The 24,219-nt window shown below is 64.1% G+C and carries 23 protein-coding genes; 10 read left to right on the top strand and 13 right to left on the bottom strand.

Annotated features, from left to right (window positions below):
- Nucleotides 1–5: 5 nt before the first annotated feature.
- The 4 genes from L6639_RS01255 to L6639_RS01240 form a co-directional block, all read right to left on the bottom strand.
- Nucleotides 6–875: a carbohydrate ABC transporter permease gene (locus tag L6639_RS01255; protein ID WP_237858258.1), complete on the bottom strand. Its 870-nt coding sequence runs from the start codon at nt 873–875 to the stop codon at nt 6–8.
- Nucleotides 872–1,822 (bottom strand): carbohydrate ABC transporter permease, encoded by a 951-nt coding sequence (locus L6639_RS01250; protein ID WP_237858257.1) that lies wholly within the window; start codon nt 1,820–1,822, stop codon nt 872–874. The genes L6639_RS01255 and L6639_RS01250 overlap by 4 nt, the downstream gene beginning before the upstream one ends.
- A gap of 1 nt (nt 1,823) precedes the next feature.
- The gene (locus tag L6639_RS01245; protein ID WP_237858255.1) at nt 1,824–2,675 is read right to left on the bottom strand and encodes a phosphodiesterase; all 852 of its coding nucleotides are present in this window, start codon (nt 2,673–2,675) and stop codon (nt 1,824–1,826) included.
- A 364-nt stretch (nt 2,676–3,039) separates the two neighbouring features.
- Entirely contained in the window at nt 3,040–4,512 is a 1,473-nt protein-coding gene (locus tag L6639_RS01240) for a protein adenylyltransferase SelO (RefSeq protein ID WP_237858253.1), read from the bottom strand.
- 196 nt (nt 4,513–4,708) lie between these two features.
- On the opposite strand from L6639_RS01240, the gene aspS reads away from it, so the two are divergent.
- On the top strand, nt 4,709–6,478 hold the full coding sequence (gene aspS / locus L6639_RS01235) for an aspartate--tRNA ligase (protein ID WP_237858251.1): 1,770 nt from the start codon (nt 4,709–4,711) through the stop codon (nt 6,476–6,478).
- Nucleotides 6,479–6,670: 192 nt separating this feature from the next.
- Here the strand turns inward: aspS and L6639_RS01230 are convergent, their stop codons facing one another.
- On the bottom strand, nt 6,671–8,647 hold the full coding sequence (locus L6639_RS01230) for a hypothetical protein (protein ID WP_237858249.1): 1,977 nt from the start codon (nt 8,645–8,647) through the stop codon (nt 6,671–6,673).
- A gap of 246 nt (nt 8,648–8,893) precedes the next feature.
- Here L6639_RS01230 and L6639_RS01225 point away from each other — a divergent pair, with 246 nt between their 5' ends.
- Together L6639_RS01225 and L6639_RS01220 are read left to right on the top strand one after the other, a co-directional pair.
- Nucleotides 8,894–11,206, top strand: coding sequence for an NADP-dependent malic enzyme (locus tag L6639_RS01225; protein ID WP_237858246.1), 2,313 nt, complete (start codon nt 8,894–8,896; stop codon nt 11,204–11,206).
- Between the two features lie 305 nt (nt 11,207–11,511).
- Entirely contained in the window at nt 11,512–11,964 is a 453-nt protein-coding gene (locus L6639_RS01220) for a DoxX family protein (RefSeq protein ID WP_237858244.1), read from the top strand.
- 131 nt (nt 11,965–12,095) lie between these two features.
- Here the strand turns inward: L6639_RS01220 and L6639_RS01215 are convergent, their stop codons facing one another.
- From L6639_RS01215 to L6639_RS01200, 4 genes are all read right to left on the bottom strand, one after another.
- On the bottom strand, nt 12,096–12,647 hold the full coding sequence (locus L6639_RS01215) for a dihydrofolate reductase family protein (RefSeq protein ID WP_237858242.1): 552 nt from the start codon (nt 12,645–12,647) through the stop codon (nt 12,096–12,098).
- A gap of 7 nt (nt 12,648–12,654) precedes the next feature.
- Nucleotides 12,655–13,674 (bottom strand): polysaccharide deacetylase family protein, encoded by a 1,020-nt coding sequence (locus L6639_RS01210; protein WP_237858240.1) that lies wholly within the window; start codon nt 13,672–13,674, stop codon nt 12,655–12,657.
- Between the two features lie 164 nt (nt 13,675–13,838).
- Nucleotides 13,839–14,408, bottom strand: coding sequence for a glutathione peroxidase (locus L6639_RS01205; RefSeq protein WP_237858239.1), 570 nt, complete (start codon nt 14,406–14,408; stop codon nt 13,839–13,841).
- A gap of 145 nt (nt 14,409–14,553) precedes the next feature.
- Nucleotides 14,554–16,293, bottom strand: coding sequence for a L,D-transpeptidase (locus L6639_RS01200; protein WP_237858237.1), 1,740 nt, complete (start codon nt 16,291–16,293; stop codon nt 14,554–14,556).
- A 208-nt stretch (nt 16,294–16,501) separates the two neighbouring features.
- Here L6639_RS01200 and L6639_RS01195 point away from each other — a divergent pair, with 208 nt between their 5' ends.
- Nucleotides 16,502–17,050 carry a CreA family protein gene (locus L6639_RS01195; RefSeq protein WP_237858236.1) on the top strand — a complete coding sequence of 183 codons (549 nt, stop codon included), beginning with the start codon at nt 16,502–16,504 and terminating at the stop codon, nt 17,048–17,050.
- Between the two features lie 11 nt (nt 17,051–17,061).
- Here L6639_RS01195 and L6639_RS01190 read toward each other — a convergent pair whose 3' ends face one another.
- Complete coding sequence (locus tag L6639_RS01190) at nt 17,062–17,259, bottom strand: hypothetical protein (RefSeq protein WP_237858234.1); 198 nt, start codon at nt 17,257–17,259, stop codon at nt 17,062–17,064.
- 220 nt (nt 17,260–17,479) lie between these two features.
- A complete protein-coding gene (locus L6639_RS01185; protein WP_237858232.1) occupies nt 17,480–17,650 on the bottom strand; it encodes a hypothetical protein in 171 nt (56 codons plus the stop codon).
- Nucleotides 17,651–17,668: 18 nt separating this feature from the next.
- Between L6639_RS01185 and L6639_RS01180 the strand changes: the two genes are divergently transcribed.
- Together L6639_RS01180 and L6639_RS01175 are read left to right on the top strand one after the other, a co-directional pair.
- On the top strand, nt 17,669–17,833 hold the full coding sequence (locus L6639_RS01180; protein WP_237858231.1) for a hypothetical protein: 165 nt from the start codon (nt 17,669–17,671) through the stop codon (nt 17,831–17,833).
- A 37-nt stretch (nt 17,834–17,870) separates the two neighbouring features.
- Nucleotides 17,871–18,236 carry a hypothetical protein gene (locus L6639_RS01175; RefSeq protein WP_237858230.1) on the top strand — a complete coding sequence of 122 codons (366 nt, stop codon included), beginning with the start codon at nt 17,871–17,873 and terminating at the stop codon, nt 18,234–18,236.
- A 111-nt stretch (nt 18,237–18,347) separates the two neighbouring features.
- Here L6639_RS01175 and L6639_RS01170 read toward each other — a convergent pair whose 3' ends face one another.
- Both L6639_RS01170 and pdxR read right to left on the bottom strand, forming a co-directional pair.
- Entirely contained in the window at nt 18,348–18,605 is a 258-nt protein-coding gene (locus L6639_RS01170) for a DUF6719 family protein (RefSeq protein ID WP_237858229.1), read from the bottom strand.
- A gap of 68 nt (nt 18,606–18,673) precedes the next feature.
- Nucleotides 18,674–20,137, bottom strand: a complete 1,464-nt coding sequence (pdxR, locus tag L6639_RS01165) for a MocR-like pyridoxine biosynthesis transcription factor PdxR (RefSeq protein WP_237858226.1) — start codon at nt 20,135–20,137, stop codon at nt 18,674–18,676.
- An 84-nt stretch (nt 20,138–20,221) separates the two neighbouring features.
- On the opposite strand from pdxR, the gene L6639_RS01160 reads away from it, so the two are divergent.
- The 4 genes from L6639_RS01160 (at nt 20,222) to kynA (ending at nt 24,213) form a co-directional block, all read left to right on the top strand.
- Nucleotides 20,222–20,950 carry a pyridoxamine 5'-phosphate oxidase family protein gene (locus tag L6639_RS01160; RefSeq protein WP_237859388.1) on the top strand — a complete coding sequence of 243 codons (729 nt, stop codon included), beginning with the start codon at nt 20,222–20,224 and terminating at the stop codon, nt 20,948–20,950.
- A gap of 51 nt (nt 20,951–21,001) precedes the next feature.
- Entirely contained in the window at nt 21,002–22,279 is a 1,278-nt protein-coding gene (locus L6639_RS01155) for an ArgE/DapE family deacylase (protein ID WP_237858224.1), read from the top strand.
- Nucleotides 22,280–22,528: 249 nt separating this feature from the next.
- Nucleotides 22,529–23,338: an alpha/beta hydrolase gene (locus tag L6639_RS01150; RefSeq protein ID WP_237859386.1), complete on the top strand. Its 810-nt coding sequence runs from the start codon at nt 22,529–22,531 to the stop codon at nt 23,336–23,338.
- Between the two features lie 35 nt (nt 23,339–23,373).
- The gene (gene kynA, locus L6639_RS01145; RefSeq protein WP_237858221.1) at nt 23,374–24,213 is read left to right on the top strand and encodes a tryptophan 2,3-dioxygenase; all 840 of its coding nucleotides are present in this window, start codon (nt 23,374–23,376) and stop codon (nt 24,211–24,213) included.
- Nucleotides 24,214–24,219: the final 6 nt, after the last annotated feature.

Raw genomic sequence — 24,219 nt, 5'->3', positions numbered from 1 at the left:
ATCTCCTATTTGATGCCTGAGGTGACGAAAGAACTGATGAAACGCTTCTGGAAGATCAGGAAGGTGATGAGCAGCGGTGCGATCACCATCAGCGTGCCGGCGGCGATGGTGCCCCAGGCCTGCGTGCCTTCGGCGGTCGCGGTGAAGACCGACAGGCCAACCGTGAGCGGCCGCTTGTCCGGCGAGTTGATCACCATCAGCGGCCACAGGAAGTCGTTCCAGTGGCTGGTGACGGAGATGATGGCGAAGGCGGAGAAGCTCGGGATCGACAGCGGCACATAGATGTGGCGGATGCGCTGGATCAGACTGGCGCCATCGATCAGCGCCGCGTCTTCCAGCTCGGTCGGGATGGCCTCGAACGCCTGGCGCATCAGAAAGGTGCCGAAGGCGGAGGCGAAGAACGGCATCATCACGCCGGCGAGCGTGTCGTAGAGGCCAAACTGCGCGATGATGCGCAGGTTCGGCACGATCAGCAGCACCGGCACCAGCATCAGCTGCATCAGGAACAGATAGAAGATCAGCGTCTTGCCGGCGAAATCGAGCCGCGCGAACGCGAAGCCCGCCAGCGTGATCGTGAAGAACTGCACCAGGAGGATGCCGGTGCAGATGATGGTGGTGTTGAGGAAGTAGCGCGGGAAGTCGCCGATCTCCCAGGCGTCCCTGATATTGTCGAGCGTCGGTTTGAGGCTCGGGATCAGCTCGGCCATCAGGTTGATGCCGTCGGAGGCCGGGCGCAGGCTCGCAACCCCCATCCACAGGAACGGGATCAACCAAGCGAGCGCGAGCAGCACCGTCAGCAGGAAGCCGAGCTTTGGCGTGATCTCGTTACGGGTGGCGAGCGGGGCGTCCTTGTACAGCTTGTCGATCAGCTTCATGGCCCGCCCTCGCGCTTCGCCATGGTGCGGAACGACAGCGCAGTGAGCGCCATCAGGGCGGCGAGGGTCAGTAGCGTTGCGGCCGAAGCCATGCCGATGTCGTAATGTTCGACGGCCTGCTGGTAGATGTAGAACAGCACGAGATTGGTGGCGTTCGACGGGCCGCCTTTGGTCATGACGAAGACGTGGTCGACCTGCGTCACAGCGTTGAGCGTGGCAATGACTGTGACGAACAGGAAGGTCGGCTTGAGCTCCGGCAGGATGATGTAGCGCAGCCGCATGAAGGGACCGGCGCCATCGAGATGCGCCGCCTCCATCACATCCTCCGGCACAGCCTGGAGGCCGGCGAGGAAGAACAGCATGTAATAGCCCGCGTTCTTCCAGATGGTGATGACCATGATCGCGTAGAGCGCGATGTCGGGGTCGCCGAGCCAGTTCGGCAGCACCGGCAGCAGCCGGCCGAGATAGTAGTCGAGCAGGCCGACATTGGGCAGGAATATGAACAGGAATAGCGCGGATGCCGCGACCATCGGGATCAGCACCGGCAGGAACAGCGCAGCCCGCAGTGCGCTTGTCACCGCATTGGTGCGCGCGAGCGCCAGCGCGAACAAGAGCGCGAGGCCGATGCTGGGGATCGCGGTGCCGATGGCGTAGATCGCGTTGTTGACGACAGCGCCGGTGAAGGCCGGGTCCGCCAGCACCGCAGCGATATTGTCGAGGCCGACAAACCGCAGCGGCGCCTTCGGTGTGGCGCGCTGGTAGAGCGCATCGATGACCACGCGTCCCATCGCACCGTAAGTGAACAGCGCGAGGAAGACCACCGAGGGCAGCAGCAGTAGATAGGCTGGGAGTGAAGCTTTGAGGCGCGCGGCGAACCGCGTCACGATATGCAGGCGCGGCGGCGCCGATGCCGCGACCGGGAGAGCCGCGAGTTCTGCGAGGCTCATGTCACCGTGCCGGGAAATTGAGCGCATAGTCGCGGCCGTCGACGCCCGCGGGCGGGTCGAAGGGGAAGCGCAGACTGGTGTCGAGGAAGTCGTGGCTGTGCACGACGAGGTTCTCGTCGTCGATCAGCACCACGCCATAGGCCGGCGGCTCGTGGCTTGCCAGATGGTCGGCGGCGTTGGCATCGAGCTCGAACCAGACCTGGTGGTTGGTGCCGCGCAGCGTCGAGAACGGGATCTTGCCGTAGCTGCCGAAGATCGGCCGGTGCACATGACCGAAGAAGAGGTGACGGATGCGCGCGCGATAGGGCGCAATCACCTCGGCGAATTCGGCGCTCTGCTTCAGCGCGATCTCGTCCATCGCGTGGACGCCGACCGGGAAGGGCGGATGGTGCATGAACACGACGAACGGTTGGTCGGCTGGCGCAGCTGCGAGCGTCTTGGCCAGCCAGTCGAAGCGCTTTGCGCACATCTCGCCGGCATGGCTGGTCTCGTCCAGCGTGTCCAGGAACACGAACAGGCCGTGCTCGGTGGTGCGGGTGCCCTGCACGAAACCATTGGGATCGCGCGGCGCGGCTTTCAGGCTGTCGAGACAGGTCACGCGCTTGTCGTGATTGCCGACCATGGCGATGTAGGGCATTTTCAGCGCGGCCATCGCCTCTGCGAAATTGGCGTAGGACTCGGGCTCGCCCCAATGGGTGAGGTCGCCGGTCACGACCGCGAAGGCGGCATCGGACTGGTGCTTGTTGATGTCGGCGATCGCCGCATCAAGCCGCGTGCGCGGGTCGAGGCCATAAAGCTTCAGCCCGGGGTTGGCGAGATGCGTGTCGGTGATGTGGATGAACTTGAAGGGCATGGCGCGCTTGTCAGGACTCTTGGAGGACGGGCGCCTCCGGCAAGACGGCCCGCCAGCCGGTTAGAGTGAGAGTGTTTCAGTTTGATGACAGTGGTTGCCTGTGCTCCAAATTGTTGGGCAGAACGGCAGCGGTGGTCAATCCGCTCATCTCGCGGTGCGGTAGTCGCCCGATTGCGCTAAAAGATCGAAAACAACCCCATGCACAGTAGCCGGTGGTTGCTGGACGAACGGCAAAGACGCGTTCGACATCCGTTGACACGTCGGGCAAAACACCGACATTATGGCGTTATCGGAAAATCCGCAGAGCGTCGCCAGGCGCCTTGCGAGGCTGACCGGACGGGCGAGGTGCGAGGTCTCGCCTACCTCACGTCCCGCAGAACGTCTGCAGCACCCGCTGATCCGGCAGCGGCGGATCGGCGTAGGCTGTGTACTCCGGCTGCTCCTCGAACGGTTTGGCCAGCACTTTCACCAGCTCCTCGAACGGCGCGTAGCTGTCGTCGTTCACTGCGGCCTGGATCACGGCCTCGACGCGGTGGTTGCGCGGGATGAAGATCGGGTTGACGGTGTGCATCGCGGCCTTCCGCTCAGTCGCGCTCTGTGGCTCCAGCGCGATGCGCGCGCGCCAGCGGCCGGCCCACTCGTCGAAGGCCGCCGGCTCCATGAATTGCGCGCGGACGTCGGTGCTGTCGTCGCCTGCGGCATCACCGAGCTTGCGGAAGGTGAGGGTGAAGTCGGCCTGGTTCTTCGCCATGGCGTCGAGCAGGTCCTGGATCATCGCCTCGTCGCCGTCACGCTCGGTGAACAGGCCGACCTTCCTGCGCAGGCCGGCCTGATAGGCGGCGCTGAACGTCTCGGAGAAAGCGCCGAGAATGTCCTGCGCTTCCGCGACCGCCTTTTCCTGGTCGTCGGAGAACAGGGGCAGCAGGCATTCGGCAAGGCGCGTCAGATTCCACAGGGCGATGCGCGGCTGGTTGGCGTAGGCGTAGCGTCCCATCTCGTCGATCGACGAAAACACTTGGGCGGGATTGTAGGCATCCATGAAGGCGCAGGGGCCGTAATCGATGGTCTCACCGGAGATGGAGCTGTTGTCGGTGTTCATCACACCATGGATGAAGCCGACCAGCAGCCAGCGCGCGATGAGCTCGGCCTGGCGCGCGACGACGCCGGCGAGCAGGGCGTGATAGGGCCGCTCGGCGTGAAGCAGGTCCGGATAGTGCCTGACGATCACATGATCGGCGAGCCGGCGGATCGCATCGGTGTCGCGGCGGACGGCGAAGAACTGGAAGGTGCCGACGCGGATGTGGCTCGAAGCGACGCGCGTCAGCACCGCGCCGGGCAGCACGGTCTCGCGGATGACGGGCTCGCCGGTGATAACGGCGGCGAGTGAGCGCGTGGTGGGAATGCCGAGCGCGAACATGGCTTCGCTGACGATATACTCGCGCAGCACCGGCCCGAGCGCGGCGCGGCCGTCGCCGCGGCGGGAGAACGGGGTGGGACCCGAGCCCTTGAGCTGGATGTCGCGCCGGACGCCGTCGCGGTCGATGACCTCGCCGAGCAGGATGGCGCGGCCGTCGCCGAGCTGTGGCACGAAATGCCCGAACTGATGGCCGGCATAGGCCATGGCGATGGGATCAGCGCCGGCGGGAACCGTCTTGCCGGCCAGGATTTCGGCGCCTTCCGGGGTCTCCAGCACATCAGGATCGAGCCCGAGCTGGACCGCCAGCGGCCGGTTCAGCTTGATCAGCCGGGGCGCGGATACGGGGGTCGGCGCGACGCGGGCAAAGAAGCTGTCCGGCAGCGCCGAATAGGAATTCTGGAAGGGGAAATGGACCGTCATGGCCTCAAGATAGGGCTGGAATGCCCGATGGCAAAGGCTTGGGCCCAATTGGCCCAAAAAGGGGCCTTCGGGGCCCAAAACAGGGCGTTCCCTTGGTTGCCGCCTTGGTCCTCCCGAGGTAAACCCTGCCGCAACTTCGGACCGGTCGTTTCAGGCCGTCCGATTCGCTTCCTCCGACCTTGATTTTGGGACGACCATGCATCGCTACCGGTCACATACATGCGGCGCGCTCCGCGAGAGCAACATCGGCGAGACCATCCGCCTCTCGGGCTGGGTCCATCGCGTTCGCGACCATGGAGGCGTGCTGTTCATCGATTTGCGCGACCATTACGGCCTGACCCAGTGCGTGGTCGACCCGGACTCGCCGGCGTTCTCGCTGGCCGAAAAGCTGCGCTCGGAATTCGTGGTCAAGATGGACGGCAAGGTCCGCCGCCGCCCCGAAGGCACCGACAATGACGAACTGCCGACCGGCAGGGTCGAGGTTTACGTCAGCGAGATCGAGGTGCTCGGGCCGGCAGGCGACCTGCCGCTGCCTGTGTTCGGCGACCAGGAATACCCCGAGGATATCCGCCTGAAATACCGCTTCCTCGATTTGCGTCGCGAGAAGCTGCACCAGAACATCATGACGCGCGGCGCGGTGGTCGACTCCCTGCGCAAGCGGATGAAGGAGCAGGGCTTCTTCGAATTCCAGACGCCGATCCTGACGGCCTCGTCGCCGGAGGGCGCGCGTGACTTCGTGGTGCCGTCGCGCATCCATCCCGGCAAGTTCTACGCGCTGCCGCAGGCGCCGCAGCAGTACAAGCAGCTGTTGATGATGTCGGGCTTCGACCGCTACTTCCAGATCGCGCCCTGCTTCCGCGACGAGGACCCGCGCGCCGACCGTCTGCCAGAGTTCTACCAGCTCGACGTCGAGATGAGCTTCGTCACCCAGGACGATGTGTTCGCCGCGATGGAGCCGGTCATCACCGGCGTGTTCGAGGAGTTCGCCAACGGCAAGCGTGTCACCAGAAACTGGCCGCGGATTCCGTTTGCTGAGGCGCTGCGCAAATACGGCACCGACAAGCCAGACCTGCGCAACCCGATCGAGATGCAGGACGTGTCGGAGCACTTCCGCGGCTCCGGGTTCAAGGTGTTCGCGCGCATGCTCGAAGACCCGAAGAACCAGGTCTGGGCAATCCCGGGCAAGGGTGGCGGCAGCCGCGCCTTCTGCGACCGTATGAACTCGTGGGCGCAGGGCGAAGGCCAGCCCGGCCTTGGCTACATCATGTGGCGCGAGGGCGGCGAGGGCGCGGGGCCGCTTGCCAACAATGTCGGCCCGGAGCGCACGGCCGCGATCCGCGAACAGCTCCATCTCAAGGAGGGTGATGCCGCGTTCTTCGTGGCCGGAGACCCGGAGAAGTTCTGGAAGTTCGCCGGCATGGCGCGCACCAAGGTCGGCGAGGAATTGAACCTGATCGACAAGGATCAGTTCGCGTTCGCCTGGATCGTCGACTTCCCGATGTACGAGTATGACGAGGAGAACAAGAAGGTCGACTTCTCGCACAACCCGTTCTCGATGCCGCAGGGCGGCCTCAACGCGCTGAAGTCGCAGGATCCGCTGACCATCAAGGCGTTCCAGTACGACATCGCCTGCAACGGCTACGAGATGGCGTCGGGCGGCATCCGCAACCATGTGCCCGAGGCGATGGTGAAGGCCTTCGAGATCGCCGGCTATGGCGAGCAGGAGGTCGTCGAGCGGTTCGGCGGCATGTACCGCGCGTTCCAGTACGGTGCGCCGCCGCATGGCGGCATGGCCGCCGGCCTCGAGCGCATCGTCATGCTCCTGTGCGGCACCAACAATCTGCGCGAGATATCGCTGTTCCCGATGAACCAGCAATATGCCGACCTCTTGATGGGTGCGCCGTCGGAAGCCACGACCAAACAGCTCCGCGAGCTGCATGTGCGGGTGAACCTGCCGCAGAAGTGAGGTTGCTTCCGCCTCTCCCCGCGCTTGTCTCGCCGAAGCTTCAGCGAAGGCGGATGCGGAGAGAGGCCGCGCTGCACCCACATCGTCATTGCGAGCGCAGCGAAGCAATCCAGAGTCTTTCCGCGGAAGGATCCTGGATTGCTTCGTCGCAAGGGCTCCTCGCAATGACGGGGAGAGAGCGGCGCCTTTCCCCTACAGCCCCGTCGACGCCTCGATCCGGAATTGCGCCAATGCGCTCTGTGGATCGGTCTGCAGCAGTTGCATGATCTGCATCAGCGGTGCCTTGGCGCGGGGTGTCAGCTTGATGACGAGCGTCTGGCCCGGCGTCTCGATGAAGCTGGCGATGGCGTCCACCGCCGCACCAGCATCCGGATTGGCGGAGGCGATCTCCTCCCGATGCACCCTGACGCTGTCGGCGAGCGCCTGGCGCGCGGCGTCGCGGCTCACATTCTGACTGCGAGCGTACTGCGTCGCTGCGGCTTCGACGCCGCCATTGTCACGCAGCGCGAACGCGAGCGCGCCGGCCTCGATCCTTGCTGCCTGGCCCATGAGCTGCGCGGGATCGGTCGAAAACACCTCGCGCGACACATTGCCGAGCGTGATGCCCAATTGCGCTTTTGCGATCCCTCCGATGTCGAGCGTCGCCGGCGCCAGGGCGAAGCTGCTCGACTGTTCTGTCCACGCCGCGCCAAGATCGAGGTCGATTGCGAGCTTGTCGATCCCGGCGCCGATCAACGGGAGTTGCTTCGGGTCGGACGGATCGGTCGGCGTGACAAATTTCGCAACCACGTGCGCCTTGCTCGGGATCGAGCCGACCAGCTGCCCCCAGTCGAGGCTCACCGTGTCGATCGTGACCAGCTTCTTGGTGGTCTTGAAGGGCGCAACCACGCCCTTGATCTCGGCACCCGCCAGCACGCCGAATAGCCCTAGCATTTGATCCGGCGAGGGCGGCCGCCCGGCACTCTTCGTGAGGTCTGCGGCCCAGCGCATCAGGTTCCCGACGCTGAAGGACTTCAGCGCGAAGCGCTCCATCTTGAATTGACCCTGCGGAGACGCCGTGTCGACGCCTTCGATCGCGAATTCGCCATCCTGGTACCTGACAAGATTGATGCTGCCCGTGCCTTGCGGCGTTGCCATCGACGTCTTGCCCATCTCGATCTTGCCGATGCGAAGGCCTTCGTAGAAGCTGGCAAGCTTCTCCATGATCTCGCGCGTTTGCGCCGGCGTCGGCGGGGCTGATTTGTCCTGCGGCAGCGCTGCAAACAGGTCGGCCAGGCGGAATTTCGACGGCTGAACGGCGATGTCGCTCATGCTGAAGCTGTCGATATCGACGCGCACCCCTTGTGCCGATTTGAGCACATAGGGGCCAGCGGAGACCTGCCGGTAGACACGACGGTAGTTGTCGTCAGCCGTCGTCTGCGGATCGAGCGCGGCGCGGATCACGGTCGCATCGAAATCGTCGACGGCGATGTTCGATAGTTCGCCCGTCAGCCTGTCCGGCTTGCCCGGCTGCTTCACGTCGATCGAAATGGTCGCGCGATCCGCTTTCATCGCATCGACCTTGCCGTGCACGATGTTCTGGATCGCCAGCCCTGAGTAGGTGACCTCACCGCTGCCGCCGGCCGAGCCGCCGGAATCGAAGGTCATTGTCAGGGTCGGGGCCGTGAGCGATGACGCCCTGATCCCAACATACTGGTCGAGCGCATAGCGGTACATCTCGATCAGGGAGTTGTCCGGCAGTGCAGTCCAGCTGCTGTGGACGGGACCGGCATAGTCGCGAATCGTGAGCTGCGGGAGCTTGTAGGACACCTTCAGCTTGGCCGGACCAATCTGGTCCAGCGCGACCTCAAAGTCGGTGATGTCGATGCTGTCGGCTGAAACCCTGAGTTCGTCGACCTGGCGAACGCCAATGCCTTTGATGCCGGCGATCCTGACCTGCGCCTGCGGCTGCTTGCCGGGATCGATGACGATGTCTTCGATAGCCAAGGTGCGCGTCCGCAAATCGAACTCGACCTTGCCGTGGCTCGCCTTGCCGCCTTGCTCGCGGATCTGCTCGAACGCCGCCTCGACCTCGGCGGTGGCGCGATGCTTGGCGTAGGCGTTGAAGCCGAACCAGCCGCCCACGGCGAGCACGGCTACAACGATCAGGCCGATCAGGATCCGCTTCATTCCCAGCTCCAGTTGCTCGTAGTGGGCTGCGCAACCTGCCATATTTGGGAAACGTCGCAAGGTCTAGGGAAAGCTAGCGCTTTCAGATATTTGACGGATGGCCCTGTTGATGGGGCCGCAATCGGATGTTGCCACCGGGCCTTCGGCCGTGCTTCATCCCGTTTCCACGACCCGGAAATAGCGTCCGCTTGGACGACCGCTCCGGATGATGCATTTTGAGGCCGGTAACGCGAGGCAAGAGACCGCATGTCGTCCTATTCTGATGATCTCCACCAGGCGGCGCTGGCCTATCACCGTCTGCCGCGCCCCGGAAAGCTCGAGATCCAGGCGAGCAAGCCGCTGGCCAACCAGCGCGACCTCGCGCTTGCCTATTCTCCGGGCGTTGCGGCCGCCTGTACCGAGATCGCCAAGAACCCGGCGGAAGCCGCGACCCTGACCACCCGCGCCAATCTGGTCGCCGTTGTCTCCAACGGCACCGCCGTGCTCGGCCTCGGCAATATCGGCCCGCTGGCCTCCAAGCCTGTCATGGAGGGCAAGGCCGTCCTGTTCAAGAAATTCGCCGGCATCGACGTGTTCGACATCGAGATCGCCGCCGACACCATCGACCGCGTGGTCGAGACGGTCGCTGCGCTCGAGCCGACTTTCGGCGGCATCAATCTGGAAGACATCCGAGGACCGGAGTGCTTCGAGATCGAGGCGCAGCTGAAGGAGCGCATGAAGATCCCGGTCTTCCATGACGACCAGCACGGCACCGCGATCATCGTTGCCGCTGCCATCACCAATGGGCTCAGGCTGAACGGCAAGAAGCTGTCGGACGTCAAGATCGTGGCGTCGGGGGCAGGGGCCGCCGCGATCGCCACGCTCAACCTTCTCGTGTCGATGGGCGCACAGCGCAAGAACATCTGGGTCTGCGACATCGACGGCCTCGTCCATGAGGGCCGCAACACCTCGATGGACCGCTGGAAGGCGGTCTATGCGCAGAAGACCGACAAGCGCACGCTCGGCGACGTCATCGGCGGCGCCGACATCTTCATCGGCCTGTCGGCACCCGGCGTGCTCAAGCCCGAGATGGCCAAGGCCATGGGCGAGAAGCCCCTGATCATGGCGCTGGCCAATCCGACGCCTGAGATCATGCCGGAAGAAGCGCGAAAAGTGCGTCCCGACGCCATGATCTGCACCGGACGCTCGGACTATCCGAACCAGGTCAACAACGTCCTGTGCTTTCCCTTCATCTTCCGCGGCGCGCTCGATGTCGGCGCCAGCGCCATCAACGAGGAGATGAAGCACGCCGCGGTCGAGGCCATTGCGCAGCTCGCGCGCGAGGCGCCGTCGGATGCAGTCTCCCAGAGCAGCCTCGACACCGGCGAGACGGGCGGCTTCGGCCCGGGCTCGCTGATCCCCAGCCCCTTTGATCCGCGGCTGATCCTGCGGATCGCGCCGGCGGTGGCGAAGGCGGCGATGGAATCAGGCGTCGCGACGCGCCCGATCACCAATTTCGACGAATATCGCGCGCTGCTCGAGCGCTTCGCCTTCCGCTCCGGCCTCGTCATGAAGCCGATGTTCGCCAAGGCCAAGACCCAGCCGGTGCGCGTGATCTACGCCGAAGGCGAGGACGAGCGCGTGCTACGCGCCACGCAAGTGGTGCTGGAGGAGAAGCTGGCGACGCCGATCCTGGTCGGCCGCCCCTCGGTGGTGGAGGCGCGCATCAAGCGCTTCGGCCTCTCGATCAAGGCGGGCAAGGATTTCGATCTCGTCAATCCCGAGGACGATCCGCGCTATCGCTCCTATGTCCAGTCTTATGTCGAGGTCGCCGGCCGCCGCGGCGTGACGCCTGATGCGGCGCGCACGGTGGTTCGCACCAACAACACTGTCATCGCCGCGCTCGCCGTGACGCGCGGGGAGGCGGACGCGATGCTCTGCGGCGTCGAAGGCCGCTATATGAGCCATCTGCGTCATGTCCGCGAGATCGTCGGCTTCTCGCCCGGCATCAGCGATTACGCGGCGCTTGCGCTGCTGATCACCAGCAAGGGCGCGTTCTTCATCGCCGATACCCAAGTGAGGCCCAATCCGAGCGCCGAAGAGCTCGCCGAGATCGCCTCGCTCGCGGCGGTCCACGTCCAGCGCTTCACCATCAAGCCGAAGATCGCCTTCGTCTCGCACTCCGATTTCGGCAGCTACGACACCGACTCCTCGCGCAAAATGCGCCGGGCGACGCAGCTGTTGAAGGAGAAGCACCCGGAGATCGAGGCCGATGGCGAAATGCAGGGCGATACCGCGCTCTCCGCTGCGGCGCGCCGCATGGTTCTGCCGCACTCCAAGCTGGAGGGCGAGGCCAACATCATGATCATGCCGAACCTGGACACCGCCAACGTCGCCTATCAGATGATCAAGTCGCTGGCGGACGCGCTGCCCGTCGGCCCGATCCTGATCGGCCCGGCGCGGACCGCCCACATCCTCACGCCCTCGGTGACCGCGCGCGGCATCCTCAACATGACGGCGGTCGCGGTTGTGGAGGCGCAGGAGCGTGCAGCGCGGCAGCAGCCGACGTTGTTTACGTAAGGGTGGTGGCCTCCTTCGCCTCTCCCCGCGCGCGGGGAGAGGCCGGAATTTGCGGAAGCAAAGTCCGGGTGTGGGGGAGTCTCCGCGAGTCCACTCTCATCGTGATTGCTGAGGCAGCCCCTCACCCCAACCCTCGCAGCGCGAGCGAAGCCCGTCGCGGCCCCGTAACAACGGGGAGAGGGAGCAGCCACCCCACCATTCTTGAATAACTTTCAGTTTCCCATTTCCCCGTTTGAAAACCGCAAACGGACTCTTCATAATCCTAGAAGCGCGTTCCGTGCTCAGCATTTGCCAAGGGGCCGACCATGCCAGCGTTCGTGACTTTCGGGCGGATCCTGTTCGCCGTGCTGTTCATCTACACGGGCGCGACCAAGCTCATCGCCATCCAGGCGACGGCCGATTTCATTGCGGGCAAGATCGTAGTGCCCGATGTGATCGCGCCCTACGCCAAGCAGGTCGAGACGGCGACCGCGATGACCACGCCGCAGCTTCTGGCGATTGCGATCGGCGGGCTCGAAATCGTCGCAGGCCTGATGATCGCACTGAATTTCGGCGCGCGTTTCTTCGCAATGCTGATGGTGATCTACATCGCGGTGTCGACCGTCCTGTTCTCCGATTTCTGGAACCAGACTGCGCCTGAGAACGCCGCGGTGGTGATCGACGCGCTGAAGAATCTTTCGATCATCGGCGCGCTGTTCATGATCATGGGCTATGGCCGCGCGACGCGCTCGGCCGAGACGGCTTACGGGGACGTTTGAGCGCTAAAGCGCGATGAGATTGGGTTGAATCCTCATCGCGCTTCAGCTCTTTGTTTGAGCATGATCTCCGCGCAAACGCGTTCCGCGTTTGTCGCGAGGGAAAACCGCTTCACACTTTTCCGGATCATGCTCTAGGCCCGCCGCCATGGCGTGACCGTGACGTCATGCGTTGCGTCGAGCACGTAAGGCGTGCCTGGCGTCATCCCGTGTGACGTCAGCACCTCGTGCGGCGTCCGCCTGGGCACATCGACGAAGCAGCCCTCTCCGCCGGGCAACTGCACATGGGGGGCTTCCGACAGCCAGAAGGTGTCGTAGCGGTCCATGAACATGTCGAACACCACGGGGCCGCCAATGATCGCGACCCGCCCCGAGGCGACATCGGCAAACGCGCAGGCCTCCGCGAAGCTCGAATAGTCCGGATTCCACAGCGTCGCGTTTGGCATCTCGGGATCGACGGTGAGGGCCTTGATCTTGCGGGTCAGGATCAGCCGCTTGCGCTTGGGCGAGTTCGGCTGCCCCTCGTGCGAGTTGCGGCCGTGCACGATCAGCGCGGCGCCATCGAGCGCCTGCTCGAAGAACAGTTTGTCGCCTTCGAACTTCAGACTGTTGGGCATGACATGGCTGGCGTCGGCAAGCATGCCGTCCGCCGAGACGATGACGTAGCCTTCGAAATGGAACGACAAATGACGACTATTCGGAAACGGTCGTCACCACGGAATTGACCGGGCGCGTGCTGACCGTCGGCAGCTTGACGTCCTTCATCAGCTCTTGGTCGTATTCGGGGAGCGAAGCGACCGGCGCCTTGGCGCGCATCGCCACGATCTTGTAGCCGCCGGCCTTGAGGCGGTTCAGAAGCTCGGGCAGCGCTTCCGCCGTGTGCTTCTGGAAGTCGTGCATCAGGATGATGCCCTTGCCCTTGTTCTCGAGCTTCTTCATCACGGTCTCGATCACCTTCTCGGGCTTCGAGGCCTTGAAGTCGAAGGAGTCGATGTCGCAGGAGAAGATCGCAACGTTGCGGTTGCCGAGATAGGTGACCATCTCCGGCGGATGTTGCAGCGCCGGGAAGCGGAAGAACGCGGCCGGCGAGATGCCGCCGAGCGCCCATTTCACGGCGCTGATGCCCTTCTCGATCTCGTCCTTGCGCTGCGCTTCGTTCAGCTTCTTGTCGTTGAGGTTGGCGTGCGACCAGGTGTGGGTGCCGATGACGTGACCGGCCGCGTAGACCTGCTTCAGGATCTCCGGCTCGTAGGTGGCGTGCTTGCCGATCGAGAAGAAAATGCCGGTAGTGCATTGGTCGGCGAGCGCCTTCAGCACGGCAGGCGTGTTGCGCGGCCAGGGACCGTCGTCGAAGGTCAGGACGACCTCCTTGTCGCGCAGGAAGTCGAGCTCCTTGAAATGCTCGAAGCCGAAGCCGGGGCCGCCTGTCGTGTCGATCTCCACGGTGCGGGCGACGCCCAGCGCGTTCGGATTGTTGCAGGCGGCGCGCGCCGGCTGCGGCGCCTGTTGCGGCGGGGGCGGGAAGGCTGCGCTCGGTTGCGCAGCAGCTGCCGCGGGGGCAGCGGCTGCTGGAGCTGCGGCTGCGGCCGGTGCTGCTGCGGGCGCGGCCTGGGTGGCGGCTGCGGGTTTTGCGGCAGGGGTCTGCGACCATGCCGCGCCTGTCAGCGCAACAGACATCGCGCTTGCCAAAATCAGTTTTGCCGCCACACGCATGGTGTTGTCCTCGAGATTGATCCCGTTGGTCCGCCGTGGCTTTTCGCCTCCGGCCGAACCCTTCCTGCCCCTCACCATCTTAGCCTAGATGGTGCTCCATCGCCATTGCAACGGCTGTTTGGCGCTTCGCCGCAATTGTGCCCAACCGCGTTGCCGCCGGCCCATCAACTATCGGCCAATGCCCGGGCTATCGCGGTTTTGACGCGCGTGTCGGCCGGCTCCACGGCTGAAGGAAACACCTCGGCGATATAACCGTCGCGGCCGATCAGGTATTTGTGGAAGTTCCACTTCGGAACCTCCTTCGGCCGCGCCTCGGCCGCCCATTTGTAGAAGGGATGGGCCTTCGCCCCTGTCACGACCGCCTTAGCCGCAATCGGGAAGGTAACTCCGTATTGGTGGTGCGCGGTCTCCGAGATCTCGCTGGTGCCGCCAGGCTCCTGGCCGCCGAAATCATTGGAGGGCACGCCGATCACGGTAAGGCCGCGCGCGCGAAACTCGGTCCAGAGCTCCTGCAGCCCGGCATATTGTGGCGTGTAACCGCACAGCGAGGCCGTGTTGACAACCAGCAGCGGTTTACCGGTGAAGGCGGCGAGCCTGATGTCGTCACCGGACAAAGCGGGGAATGAAAAGGCGTAAGCCGGGATCCGGCTCATGCCGCCATCGGCCCGCACGCGCGTTGCCGATGTGGCTGCTGCGAGCAGCGCAGTGGTGATGACGGTTCTGCGGTTCAACATGGCGGTGTCCCCCGGATGTGATCCGGGGCGGAGCTTACTCCGCCGTTGCGACTGGCCTGCTCAACACCGCGTTATCGCGACGCAGGCTCTTATTTTTGACGCGTTTTCTTTACGCGAACCGGCATCCACTTCGCTTGAAAACGCTTTAGTACAGGCGGACGATGAAGTCGGTGCCTTCGCCGGTCTCGCCCTGGTTGATGCCCTGGTCGGACACGATCACCGAGCCGCCGGTGGTGAGCATCTCGTTGATCTTCGCCATGGCGTCGGCCGGGATCGTGATGCGATCCAGTGCCTCGGCCGGGCTATCAGGCGTGATGACAGGCTTTGCGGCAACGGGGATCACGGCAGCGCCACGCTGCCGGCGCACCACGTGACCATCCTCGTCGCGCGCGGCGGCGCGGACGGCGACGGGCAGCGACACCACCGACCAATGGAGCGCATTCGAGTCGGACTTGTCGACCTCGGCCGTGAAAACATGGGTCCCGAGCGGCCGATCGCTTGCCGCGATCGTGACGGGCACATCGAACAGCGGCGCAAAGTTCTGCCGCACATAGAGCTTGGAGTCCTTGCGGCTGATGAACACCGCGATCTGACCGGTCCGCTTCGGCAGGTCCGGCTTCACGGAAGGCGCGGGATCGGCGACACGGGTCTGGTCTTTCTTCGCATCCGGCGAAGCAGCTTGCGCTGGTGCCGTTGCGGTCACAGGCGCGTCGGGCTTCTTCTCGGTCTCTGCCGTATCGGCCTTGACCGGCTCGGACTTGACGGGGTCCACAACCGCTTCCGCCTTCGGCGCCTCGACCTTCGCAGGCTCGGACTGTTCGGACTTTGCCGCCTCGACCTTGTCGGCCGGTTTCTCGTCCGACGTCGTCTTGGGAGCGTCCGCAACGTCAGTGGGCTTTGCTTCGGTGCTCGCCGCATCGGCGGGCTTGGCGGCGTCGTCCGTCTTCGAAACCGTCTCAGGCTGCTTGGCCGGCTCGGAGGCCTCGTCAGACTTGGGGTCGGTCTTGGCCGCTTCCTCGCGAACCGGTGCATTTCCGGTGGTCACATCCGACATCACGGTGTGGCCGACCGTCGAGCGCAGCTCGAGCACGCCGTCGGCGCTGGCGGTCTTCTCGAAAGATATGGTCTCGACAGGCTTCGCATCCGTGACCCTGGTGTCAGGTGCGCCCTTGTCCGCCTTGTCGCCGACGCTCGTCGTCGGCTCGAGGCTTGCTGCGGGCTGCGGCGGGACGCGCAGCGAAGCGAGCATCGGGTGCGAGAAGCTTTGCGGCGTCATCTGACCGGGCGAGACGATCACGCGCGCGCCCATCTTGGTCCAGTTCCACATCTTCACCGCGAACGCCATCGGCATGCGGATGCAGCCGTGCGAGGCCGGATAGCCCGGCAGCACGCCGGCATGCATGGCGACGCCGGACCAGGTGATCCGCTGCATGTACGGCATCGGCGCGCCGCTGTAGATGTTGGAGTGGTGGAATTTGTGCTTCTGGATGACGCTGAACACACCCATCGGCGTCGAGTGGCCCTTCATGCCGGTCGACACCGGCGACTCCGCGAACACGCCGTTGGAATCGTAGATCGTCACCTTCTGCCGCTCGATCGAGACGACGATGACGAGCGGGCCTTGCGGCTTGGCGCCGGTCTCTTTCTCGACGAGCGCCTCGTCCTTTTTCTTGGCCGCCGAGCCGCGCTTCTGCGGCTTCTGTCGCAGCTCCGCCGGATACCGCTGTTGCGGGGCGTAGTAGGACGCGCCCGAGTAGTCCGGATAATAATAGAACGCTGCTTCCGCCTGGCTCGCTGTTCCGATCGCACCCGCCGCCGCCAAAATCGCGACCTGCCACAGCCTTACCGGCGCGGCCGAAAAGGGGGACCCGTTCACGCTATTCATTCCTCGAATCCACAATCCAAATCAGATGTTAGTGTCGCAGAGGGGATACGCGTTCACCAGCATGGCGGTTCTGCCGTCCGCTACTTTTGTTCAAGACGTAACAAAAAAGCCTCACAGAGCGGTAAACGGCGGCCGTGCCCGCCTGCCGTCATCTTCCTGACGGGACCTTCCGTGCCTACATTGCTGGGACTTGTTACCGGAGAACTTCATGTCATCTCGTTTCCCCGGTCTTTCCGGCATCCGCTTGAAAGGCCTTGCTTTATTGCTCCTGGCTCTGGTCATCCCTCTGGCTTCCGCATCGGCCGCCGACGAGCCCGATCTGATCTTCCGCCGCTCCACCGTGTTCAAATGGATGAGCCCGAATGACAGGCTCGCGACCTATGGCCTCGACGACCCCGAGGTCGAGGGCGTGGCCTGTCATTTCACGGTGCCGGAGAAGGGCGGCTTCAAGGGCTGGCTGGGACTTGCCGAGGAGGTCTCGGACATCTCGCTCGCCTGCCGCCAGGTCGGCCCGATCAAGTTCAAGGACAAGATGGAGCAGGGCGACGACATGTTCCGCAGGCGCCGATCGCTGTTCTTCAAGAAGATGCAGATCGTGCGCGGCTGCGACGCCAAGCGCAATGTGCTGGTCTACATGGTCTATTCGGACAAGCTGATCGAGGGATCGCCGAAGAACTCGACCTCGACGGTGCCGATCATGCCGTGGGGACCGGCTGACGCAAACGTCCAGAAGTGTGGCGACTTCTTCACTCAGTGACGCACTTGCGTTCACTCAGTATTGTGATCGCGCTTCAACCGCGGTTTGACGAGGTGCGAGCCGCTCAGCCGCACGAACGCCTGGGGCGCGGCCTCGTAGCCGCGTCCTGATTGCAGCGCCATCGCGCCGGGGCGGTCGCCGGTCTGCCGATCGGCGCGGTCCGTAGGCTGCGCCGCGTCGCGCACCGTTGCGCGATCTTGCGCGATCATGATGGCCATCCCTCAACTATGTGCCCTGATAATGACGGGCCGTTCGGTTTCGAAGGCTTCGGTCGCGTCCGATCGATTCTGGGTTCATCGGCGGGACCGGCCCTCGTTTGCCGACCTCTTCAGCAGAAAACCGTAAAATGCATGTGAAGCGCTGACGTCGCCGAGATGACCGCTTCGCCTCGAGTGGTGTGGATGGTCGTTCTCATCGAGGTTCAAACCCTCAAGCGCCCCATCTGAAATGATTGATGTTTTCGGCAGATTGTTTCGTCGCGCCGCCGGCGACGAAACAATTCTGATCGGGAACGAAACCATTTTGGGCTTTGGGCGCATCACGGGAGAAACCGCTGATGGTTATCAGGGTGACAACGACGACGGCAGCACCGCCGGCCACGCAATTCGGAGACATCCCATGCGCGCGCTCAGCTTCATCCTTGCTTTCGGTTTCGTGCTCGCCGGTTCCTCGCTCGCCGGCGCACCGGACGGCAATCTGCCCGGCATCGGGACCTTCCAGTACAGCGGCTCGCCGATCACCACCACGGCGCCGCAGCCGATCGTCCTTGCGGCGCGCCTCTGATCCCCCAACGAGAAAATCAGCCCGCAAAGGCGCCATCATGTACCTTCGTTTCTGCGCCGCGGTGTTTTTGTCCCTTCTGACCATCAGCTCCGCTCAGGCTCAGGTGCGCTCACCGAGCCGGTTGCCGGATCCGCGCACGGAGTTCGTGAGGCAATGTGCGCCGCGCATGCTCGGGCGCTGGGAACATCCGGAAGAGGTCTGCGGCTGCCTGCATGATCATGCGGCTGCCGTCGTTGAGGATCGCGACCTGCGCGAGGCGCTGCTGCGCGGCATCAGCGAGACAGGCGTTCCCACGATCGAGACCGATTGGGTGCCGGCGGCAAAGCAAGGCGAGATCGGCGCGACCTTCACCAAGATCGCCAAGCCGACCTTGCAGTGCATGTTCGACCCGGCGAAGTCCTAAGGGTCTATTGTTTGAGCATGATCTCCGCGCAAACGCGTTCCGCGTTTGTCGCGAAGGAAAACCGCTTCACACTTTGCGCTAACGCGGCCCTTCGGGTCCGGATCATGCTCGTCACCTCGACTTCGGACCGAACCGCGGCACGCAGGATGCTGTCCGCGCGACGCCCTTGTCCGTCATCTTCGAGCCGCGCACTTCCTTGACCTGTCCGGCTGGGCAGGTCCCGTCATCCACCTGCACGCGCTGGCCGAGCTTGAGATCGACGATATCCTGTTCACGTCCAACCGTGGTCGCGTAGGCCGCAGGGGCAAGCGCGGAGGAGATCAGGAGCGCGACGCAGGCTGCGCGGCCGAGTGAGACGACAAGTGACATGATGAGAGATCCCGGAATCGATTCCGCGATGTTTAGCAGCAGGCTCTGATTTTGATAGTGAACCTTTGTCAGGCCCGCCGGGCCTGATGGCCCTTGGTGCGTAATCTGGCCCGCGCTTCCTTCGCGAGGCGTTCGGCGGCGGCGACGAGTTGTGGAACCGCATGCCCTGAAAATCCCAGCACGAAACCGGGCAGGGGCCGCGCCCGCGCATAGGTGTCGGCGAGCAGCCAACCTTCCGCGCCTGCGGCCTGCTTCGCCTCAGCTGCGACCGCGGGGGCAACCGATGGATCGAACCGCGCCACGAGATGAAGGCCCTGCGACGGCACCGGGACCGACAGCACACCATCTGACGCGGCTTCGAGCGTCTCGGCCAGCGCATCGCGTGCCTCACGATAAAGCTTTCGCACGCGCCTCAGATTCGCGGCGAATGCGCCTGAGTTAAGCATGTCGGCGACTGCGCCCTCCATCAGTGTGGCAGGAAAGCGATCGAGCGCGGCGCGCGCGGTCGTGACGTCTGCAATCAGGCGCTCGGGCAGAGCGCAATAGCCGATGCGCAGGCCCGGAAACAGCGTCTTGGCGAAGGTGCCCATGTAGATCACGCGCTGCAGATGATCGATGCCGGCAAGCGACATCAGCGGCGCGCCGTCGTAACGGAACTCGCTGTCGTAATCGTCCTCGAAAACAAAGGCGCCGGCCTGCTTCGCCCAGTCCAGCAGCTCAAGCCGCCGCGGCATCGACATCTGCACGCCCAGAGGAAACTGATGCGACGGCGTCACATAGGCCGCGCGTGCGTGTGGCGCGGTGGTGCTGCCCCTTGCGACTTGCATTCCGTGCGCGTCAACGGGAACGGGCACGGTGCGGTAACCGCACTGCGCGATGGTCTTGCGCGCGGTGGGATAGCCGGGGTCCTCGCACCAGACTTGATCGTTGGGTTTCAAGAGAGCGCCCAGCACGATGCGCAGCGTATGCAACGTGCCAGAGGTGAGCATGATCTGGTCGGGGTCGCAGCGCAGCCCACGCGCCGACAGCAGATGATCGGCGATCGCGACGCGCAATTCGCGGCTGCCGCGCGGGTCGCCGTAATGCAGGTGCTCGCTGCCAAAGGCGCGCATTCGCCTGCCGACGAAGGCGCGAAAACGTTGCACCGCGCGCTCGTCGATGTGGGTGCAGCCGAGCGAAAGCGCGCCTTGTTTCGGCGTTTCGACAATTACCTTCGGCTTCTTCGTCGCGGCGGCGGGCGCCGGGATGCGCGCCGCCACGAACGTGCCGGAGCCGACGGTCGCTTGTGCAAATCCGTCGGCGATCAGGCGCTCGTAAGCCGTGACCACCGCGTTGCGCCGAAAGCCGGTCTGCTTCGCCAGCGTCCGCGAGGGCGGCAGCGGCTCGCCAGGTTTGACGAGACCAGAGACGATCATCTCGCACAGGGCCTGGTACAGCCGGTGCGCCGAGGACGCGCCGGCTGTGATGTGCGGGCCGGTGAGATCGAGCGGCAGCTCGGCTTTCCCGGGAGAATTGGTTGGAATTTTTCGCATGGAATTGGCACTATCGCAGACCAAATGCGACGCTACAACTAGCCTGGAAGTGTTCCCGATGCGACAGGAGCGGCCGTGAGCCAGATCGAAAGCCAAAAGTCCTATCAAGCGTCCTATCCAACATCAGCGCGCAATCAGGTGAAGCGCCGGCACGACCGCGGCTTCTACGATCACGCTACCGTTCACCGCATCCTGGATTCCTCGATGATGTGCCACGTCTCCTACGTGATCGACGGCCAGCCCTATTGCACGCCGACCTTCTTCTGGCGCGAGGGGACCAAGCTCTACTGGCACGGCTCGAGTGCCAGCCGCATGTTGCGCAACCAGGCCAAAGGTGAGCGCGTGTGCCTGACGGTCGCCCATCTCGACAGCCTTGTGCTGGCGCGCTGCGGCTTCAATCACTCCGCCGATTACCGCGCAGTGATGGCGTTTGGCACCGCCTATCTCGTCACCGATCCCGTGGAGAAGGAGCGCGCGGTGGTCGCGATGGTCGACCGCTTCTTCCCGGATCGCACCGCGAGCCTGCGCGCCAGCAATGTCCAGGAGATCAAGGCGACCTCCTTCATCGCGATGGAGATCGAGGAGGCCTCTGCAAAAGTCCGCGCCAAGGGTGTCGCCGACGACGATGAGGACTATGAATTACCGATCTATGCCGAGCGCATTCCGGTCCGCACCGTTCTTGGGGCGCCGGAACCATGCCCGCGGCTGCTCGATGGCGTCAGCCGGCCCGCGACGCTGAATGTCTATTCCGAGGGCCGCCTGCTCGAAGATGCATTGCGGGATGCATATTTTGTGGAGTACCCGAACGGCTGAAATCGGCTAGCTTGCGCGCACCCTCGATCAATGGATGCCCGGAGTTGCCTGATGAACGCCGAAACGCAACAGAGGATTCTTGACGCCGTCGACGCCGGCTTCGAAGCCCAGCTTGCGACCACTCGCGATTTCGTCGCGATCCCTTCGACCCGCGGGGCGGAGGGGCCGTGCCAGGACATGATCGGCGACCTCCTGCGGGCGCGCGGCTACGAGCTCGACGACTGGCACATCAATGTCGATGACTTGAAAGACCTCCGTGGCTTCGGGCCGATCGAGCATGATTTCTCGAGGGCACGCACGGTGGTCGGCACCTATCGGCCGGCGACGGAAGCGGGCAAATCGCTGATCCTCCAGGGTCACTGCGACGTGGTGCCTGCGGGCCCGCTGGAACTGTGGGACACGCCGCCGTTCTCGCCCGTCATCAAGGACGGCAAGATGTTCGGCCGCGGCGCCTGCGACATGAAGTCGGGTACGATCGGCGCACTCTATGCGCTCGACGCGATCAAGGCGGCCGGTCTGAAGCCGACCGCGCGCATTCATTTCCAGTCAGTGATCGAGGAGGAAAGCACTGGCGTCGGCGCACTCTCGACGCTTCAGCGCGGCTATCGCGCCGACGCCTGCTTCATCCCCGAGCCGACCAGTGGCAAAATGGTGCGCTCGCAGGTCGGCGTGATCTGGTTTCGCCTGCGCGTGAAGGGTCATCCGGTCCACGTCGCGCATGCGGGCTCGGGCGCCAACGCGATCATGGCGGCGTATCACCTGATCCAGGCGGTGCAGAAGCTCGAGATCGAATGGAACGGGCGGGCCAAGGCCGACCGTCACTTCAAGACGCTCAACCACCCCATCAATTTCAACCCCGGCATCATCAAGGGCGGCGACTGGGCTTCCAGCGTCCCAGCCTGGTGCGACGTCGATTGCCGAATCGCCGTCCTGCCGGGCTGGTCGATCGCCGATCACCAGAAGGAAATTCTGGCGTGCATCGCCGCGGCCTCGCGCAACCACCGCTTCCTCGCCAACAATCCGCCTGAGGTGGAATGGTCCGGCTTCCTGTCGGAAGGCTATGAGCTGACCGATTCCGCGGCGCCGGAAGCGGCCTTCGGCAAGGCCTTCAACAAGGTCTATGGCGGCGCGGTCGAGGACCTCGTCTTCACCGCGCTCACTGACACCCGCTTCTACGGCCTCAACCACGGCATCCCCAGCCTGTGCTTCGGCGCCAGCGGCGGCGAGATGCACGGCTTCAACGAATTTGTCGATCTGGAATCGCTTAAGAAGACGACCAAGGCGATGGCGCTGTTCATCGCGGAGTGGTGTGGGGTTGAGAAGGCGTAGGCGTCGCCACGACCACGGTCCCGTAGGATGGGCAAAGGCGCACTTGCGCCGTGCCCACGAGCTTTCTCGATTTCAACGAAACCGTGGGCACGCTTTCGCTTTGCCGACCCTACAGCATCTTGGTTGTGGCGCCAGTTGCCCGAAACAACGGCTCGCCAATTCCTTTAAGCTTAAAATAAAGACTAGGATGCCGCCGTGACCGGTGGCAGACTGGTGCCCGGTTCGCTGAACGAGTCCCCGGGAGTCACGATGCGCGATTGGGATGATGCTTATGCCAACTCGGCCCATATCCCGGGCTCGGACAAGATGCCGGCGCAATGGGCGGAGCGGGCGGCGGCCTATCGGGCGGGGCTGAAGCATTTTCGCGCCGACGTCGCCTATGGCTCCGGTGAGCGTCAGAGCTTTGATCTGATCCTGCCCGATGGCGACAGCAAGGGTCTCGTCGTGTTCGTGCACGGCGGCTACTGGATGCGCTTCGACAAATCGGCCTGGACGGACCTCGCCGAAGGCGCGCGGCGTCACGGCTGGACGGTTTGCTTGCCGAGCTACACGCTGGCCCCCGCTGCGCGCATTTCCGACATGACCGCGGAGATCATTGCCGCGACCACGAAAGCAGCCTCGCTCGTCGGGGGACCGATCCGGCTCGCCGGGCATTCGGCGGGCGGTCATCTCGTCACGCGCATGCTGTGCGACGACAGCCGGCTCGAGCCTTCAGTCTACAACCGCATCGCCGGTACGCTTTCAATCAGCGGGCTGCACGATCTGCGCCCGCTTCTGAAGACGAAGATGAACGAGACGCTGCGCATGACCATGGAGGAGGCGGCGCTGGAGAGCGCGGCGCTGCATCTGCCGCGGGGCCATTCGCCCGTTACCGCCTGGGTCGGTGGCAGCGAGCGGCCGGAATTCATCCGCCAGTCCGATTTGCTGGCCAACGTCTGGACCGGCTTTGACGTGCCGACGCGCCTTGTCGTCGATCCCGGGCTCAACCATTTCACCGTGATCGACGCGCTGAAGGATCCGTCCTCGCAGATCACCGCGCGCCTGATCGGGCTCGACTGAGCGAGGGCAGGGATGATCGATCGAAAGTGCCCGTCATGACGTCCAGCGATTATGATCCCTCAAGCGAAGGCGCCGAGACGGATTTCGCCCGGCGCATGTCCTACGGCGACTATCTGTCGCTGGATGCGATCCTCGGCGCGCAGCATCCACTTTCGGAGGCGCATGACGAGATGCTGTTCATCATCCAGCATCAGACCACGGAGCTGTGGATGCGGCTCGCAATCCACGAGCTCAGCGCCGCGCGTCGTGCCATCGCCAAAGATGATGTGGCTCCTGCCATGAAGATGCTGGCGCGGATGTCGCGCATCTTCGAGCAGCTCAACAATGCCTGGGACGTGCTGCGGACGATGACCCCGAGCGAATACACCCGCTTCCGCTCCCAGCTCGGCCAGTCCTCGGGCTTCCAGTCGCGGCAGCACCGGCTGATCGAATATCTGCTCGGCAATCGCAACCACGCCATGCTGAAGCCGCACGCGCACGACGTGGAAACGACAAAACTGCTCGAGGCCGAGCTTGCGACGCCGAGCCTCTATGACGAGGTGCTGCGGCTTGCGAACCGCAACGGGCTCAAGATGCCGGCCGCTGTGCTGGCGCGCGATGTCCGTGAGACCCACAGCTTCAGCGAGGGCGTGCTTCACGCCTGGCGCGAGGTCTACCAGGCGCCGGAGACGCACTGGATGCTGTACGAGCTCGCCGAGAAGCTGGTCGATTTCGAGGATTATTTCCGGCGCTGGCGCTTCAACCATGTCACGACAGTCGAGCGCGTCATCGGCTTCAAGCGCGGCACCGGTGGCACCGGCGGCGTCAGCTACCTCAAGCGTATGCTGGAGGTCGAGCTGTTCCCTGAGCTCTGGCGCGTGCGCACGATTCTGTAGAGATGA

Origin of the sequence: Bradyrhizobium zhengyangense (genome assembly GCF_022012555.1) — a bacterium.
In the GTDB taxonomy this organism is placed as follows: Bacteria; Pseudomonadota; Alphaproteobacteria; order Rhizobiales; family Xanthobacteraceae; genus Bradyrhizobium; species Bradyrhizobium zhengyangense.
Note: the sequence above shows the minus strand (reverse complement) of the source record. Positions and strands in the feature narration are given on the sequence as shown.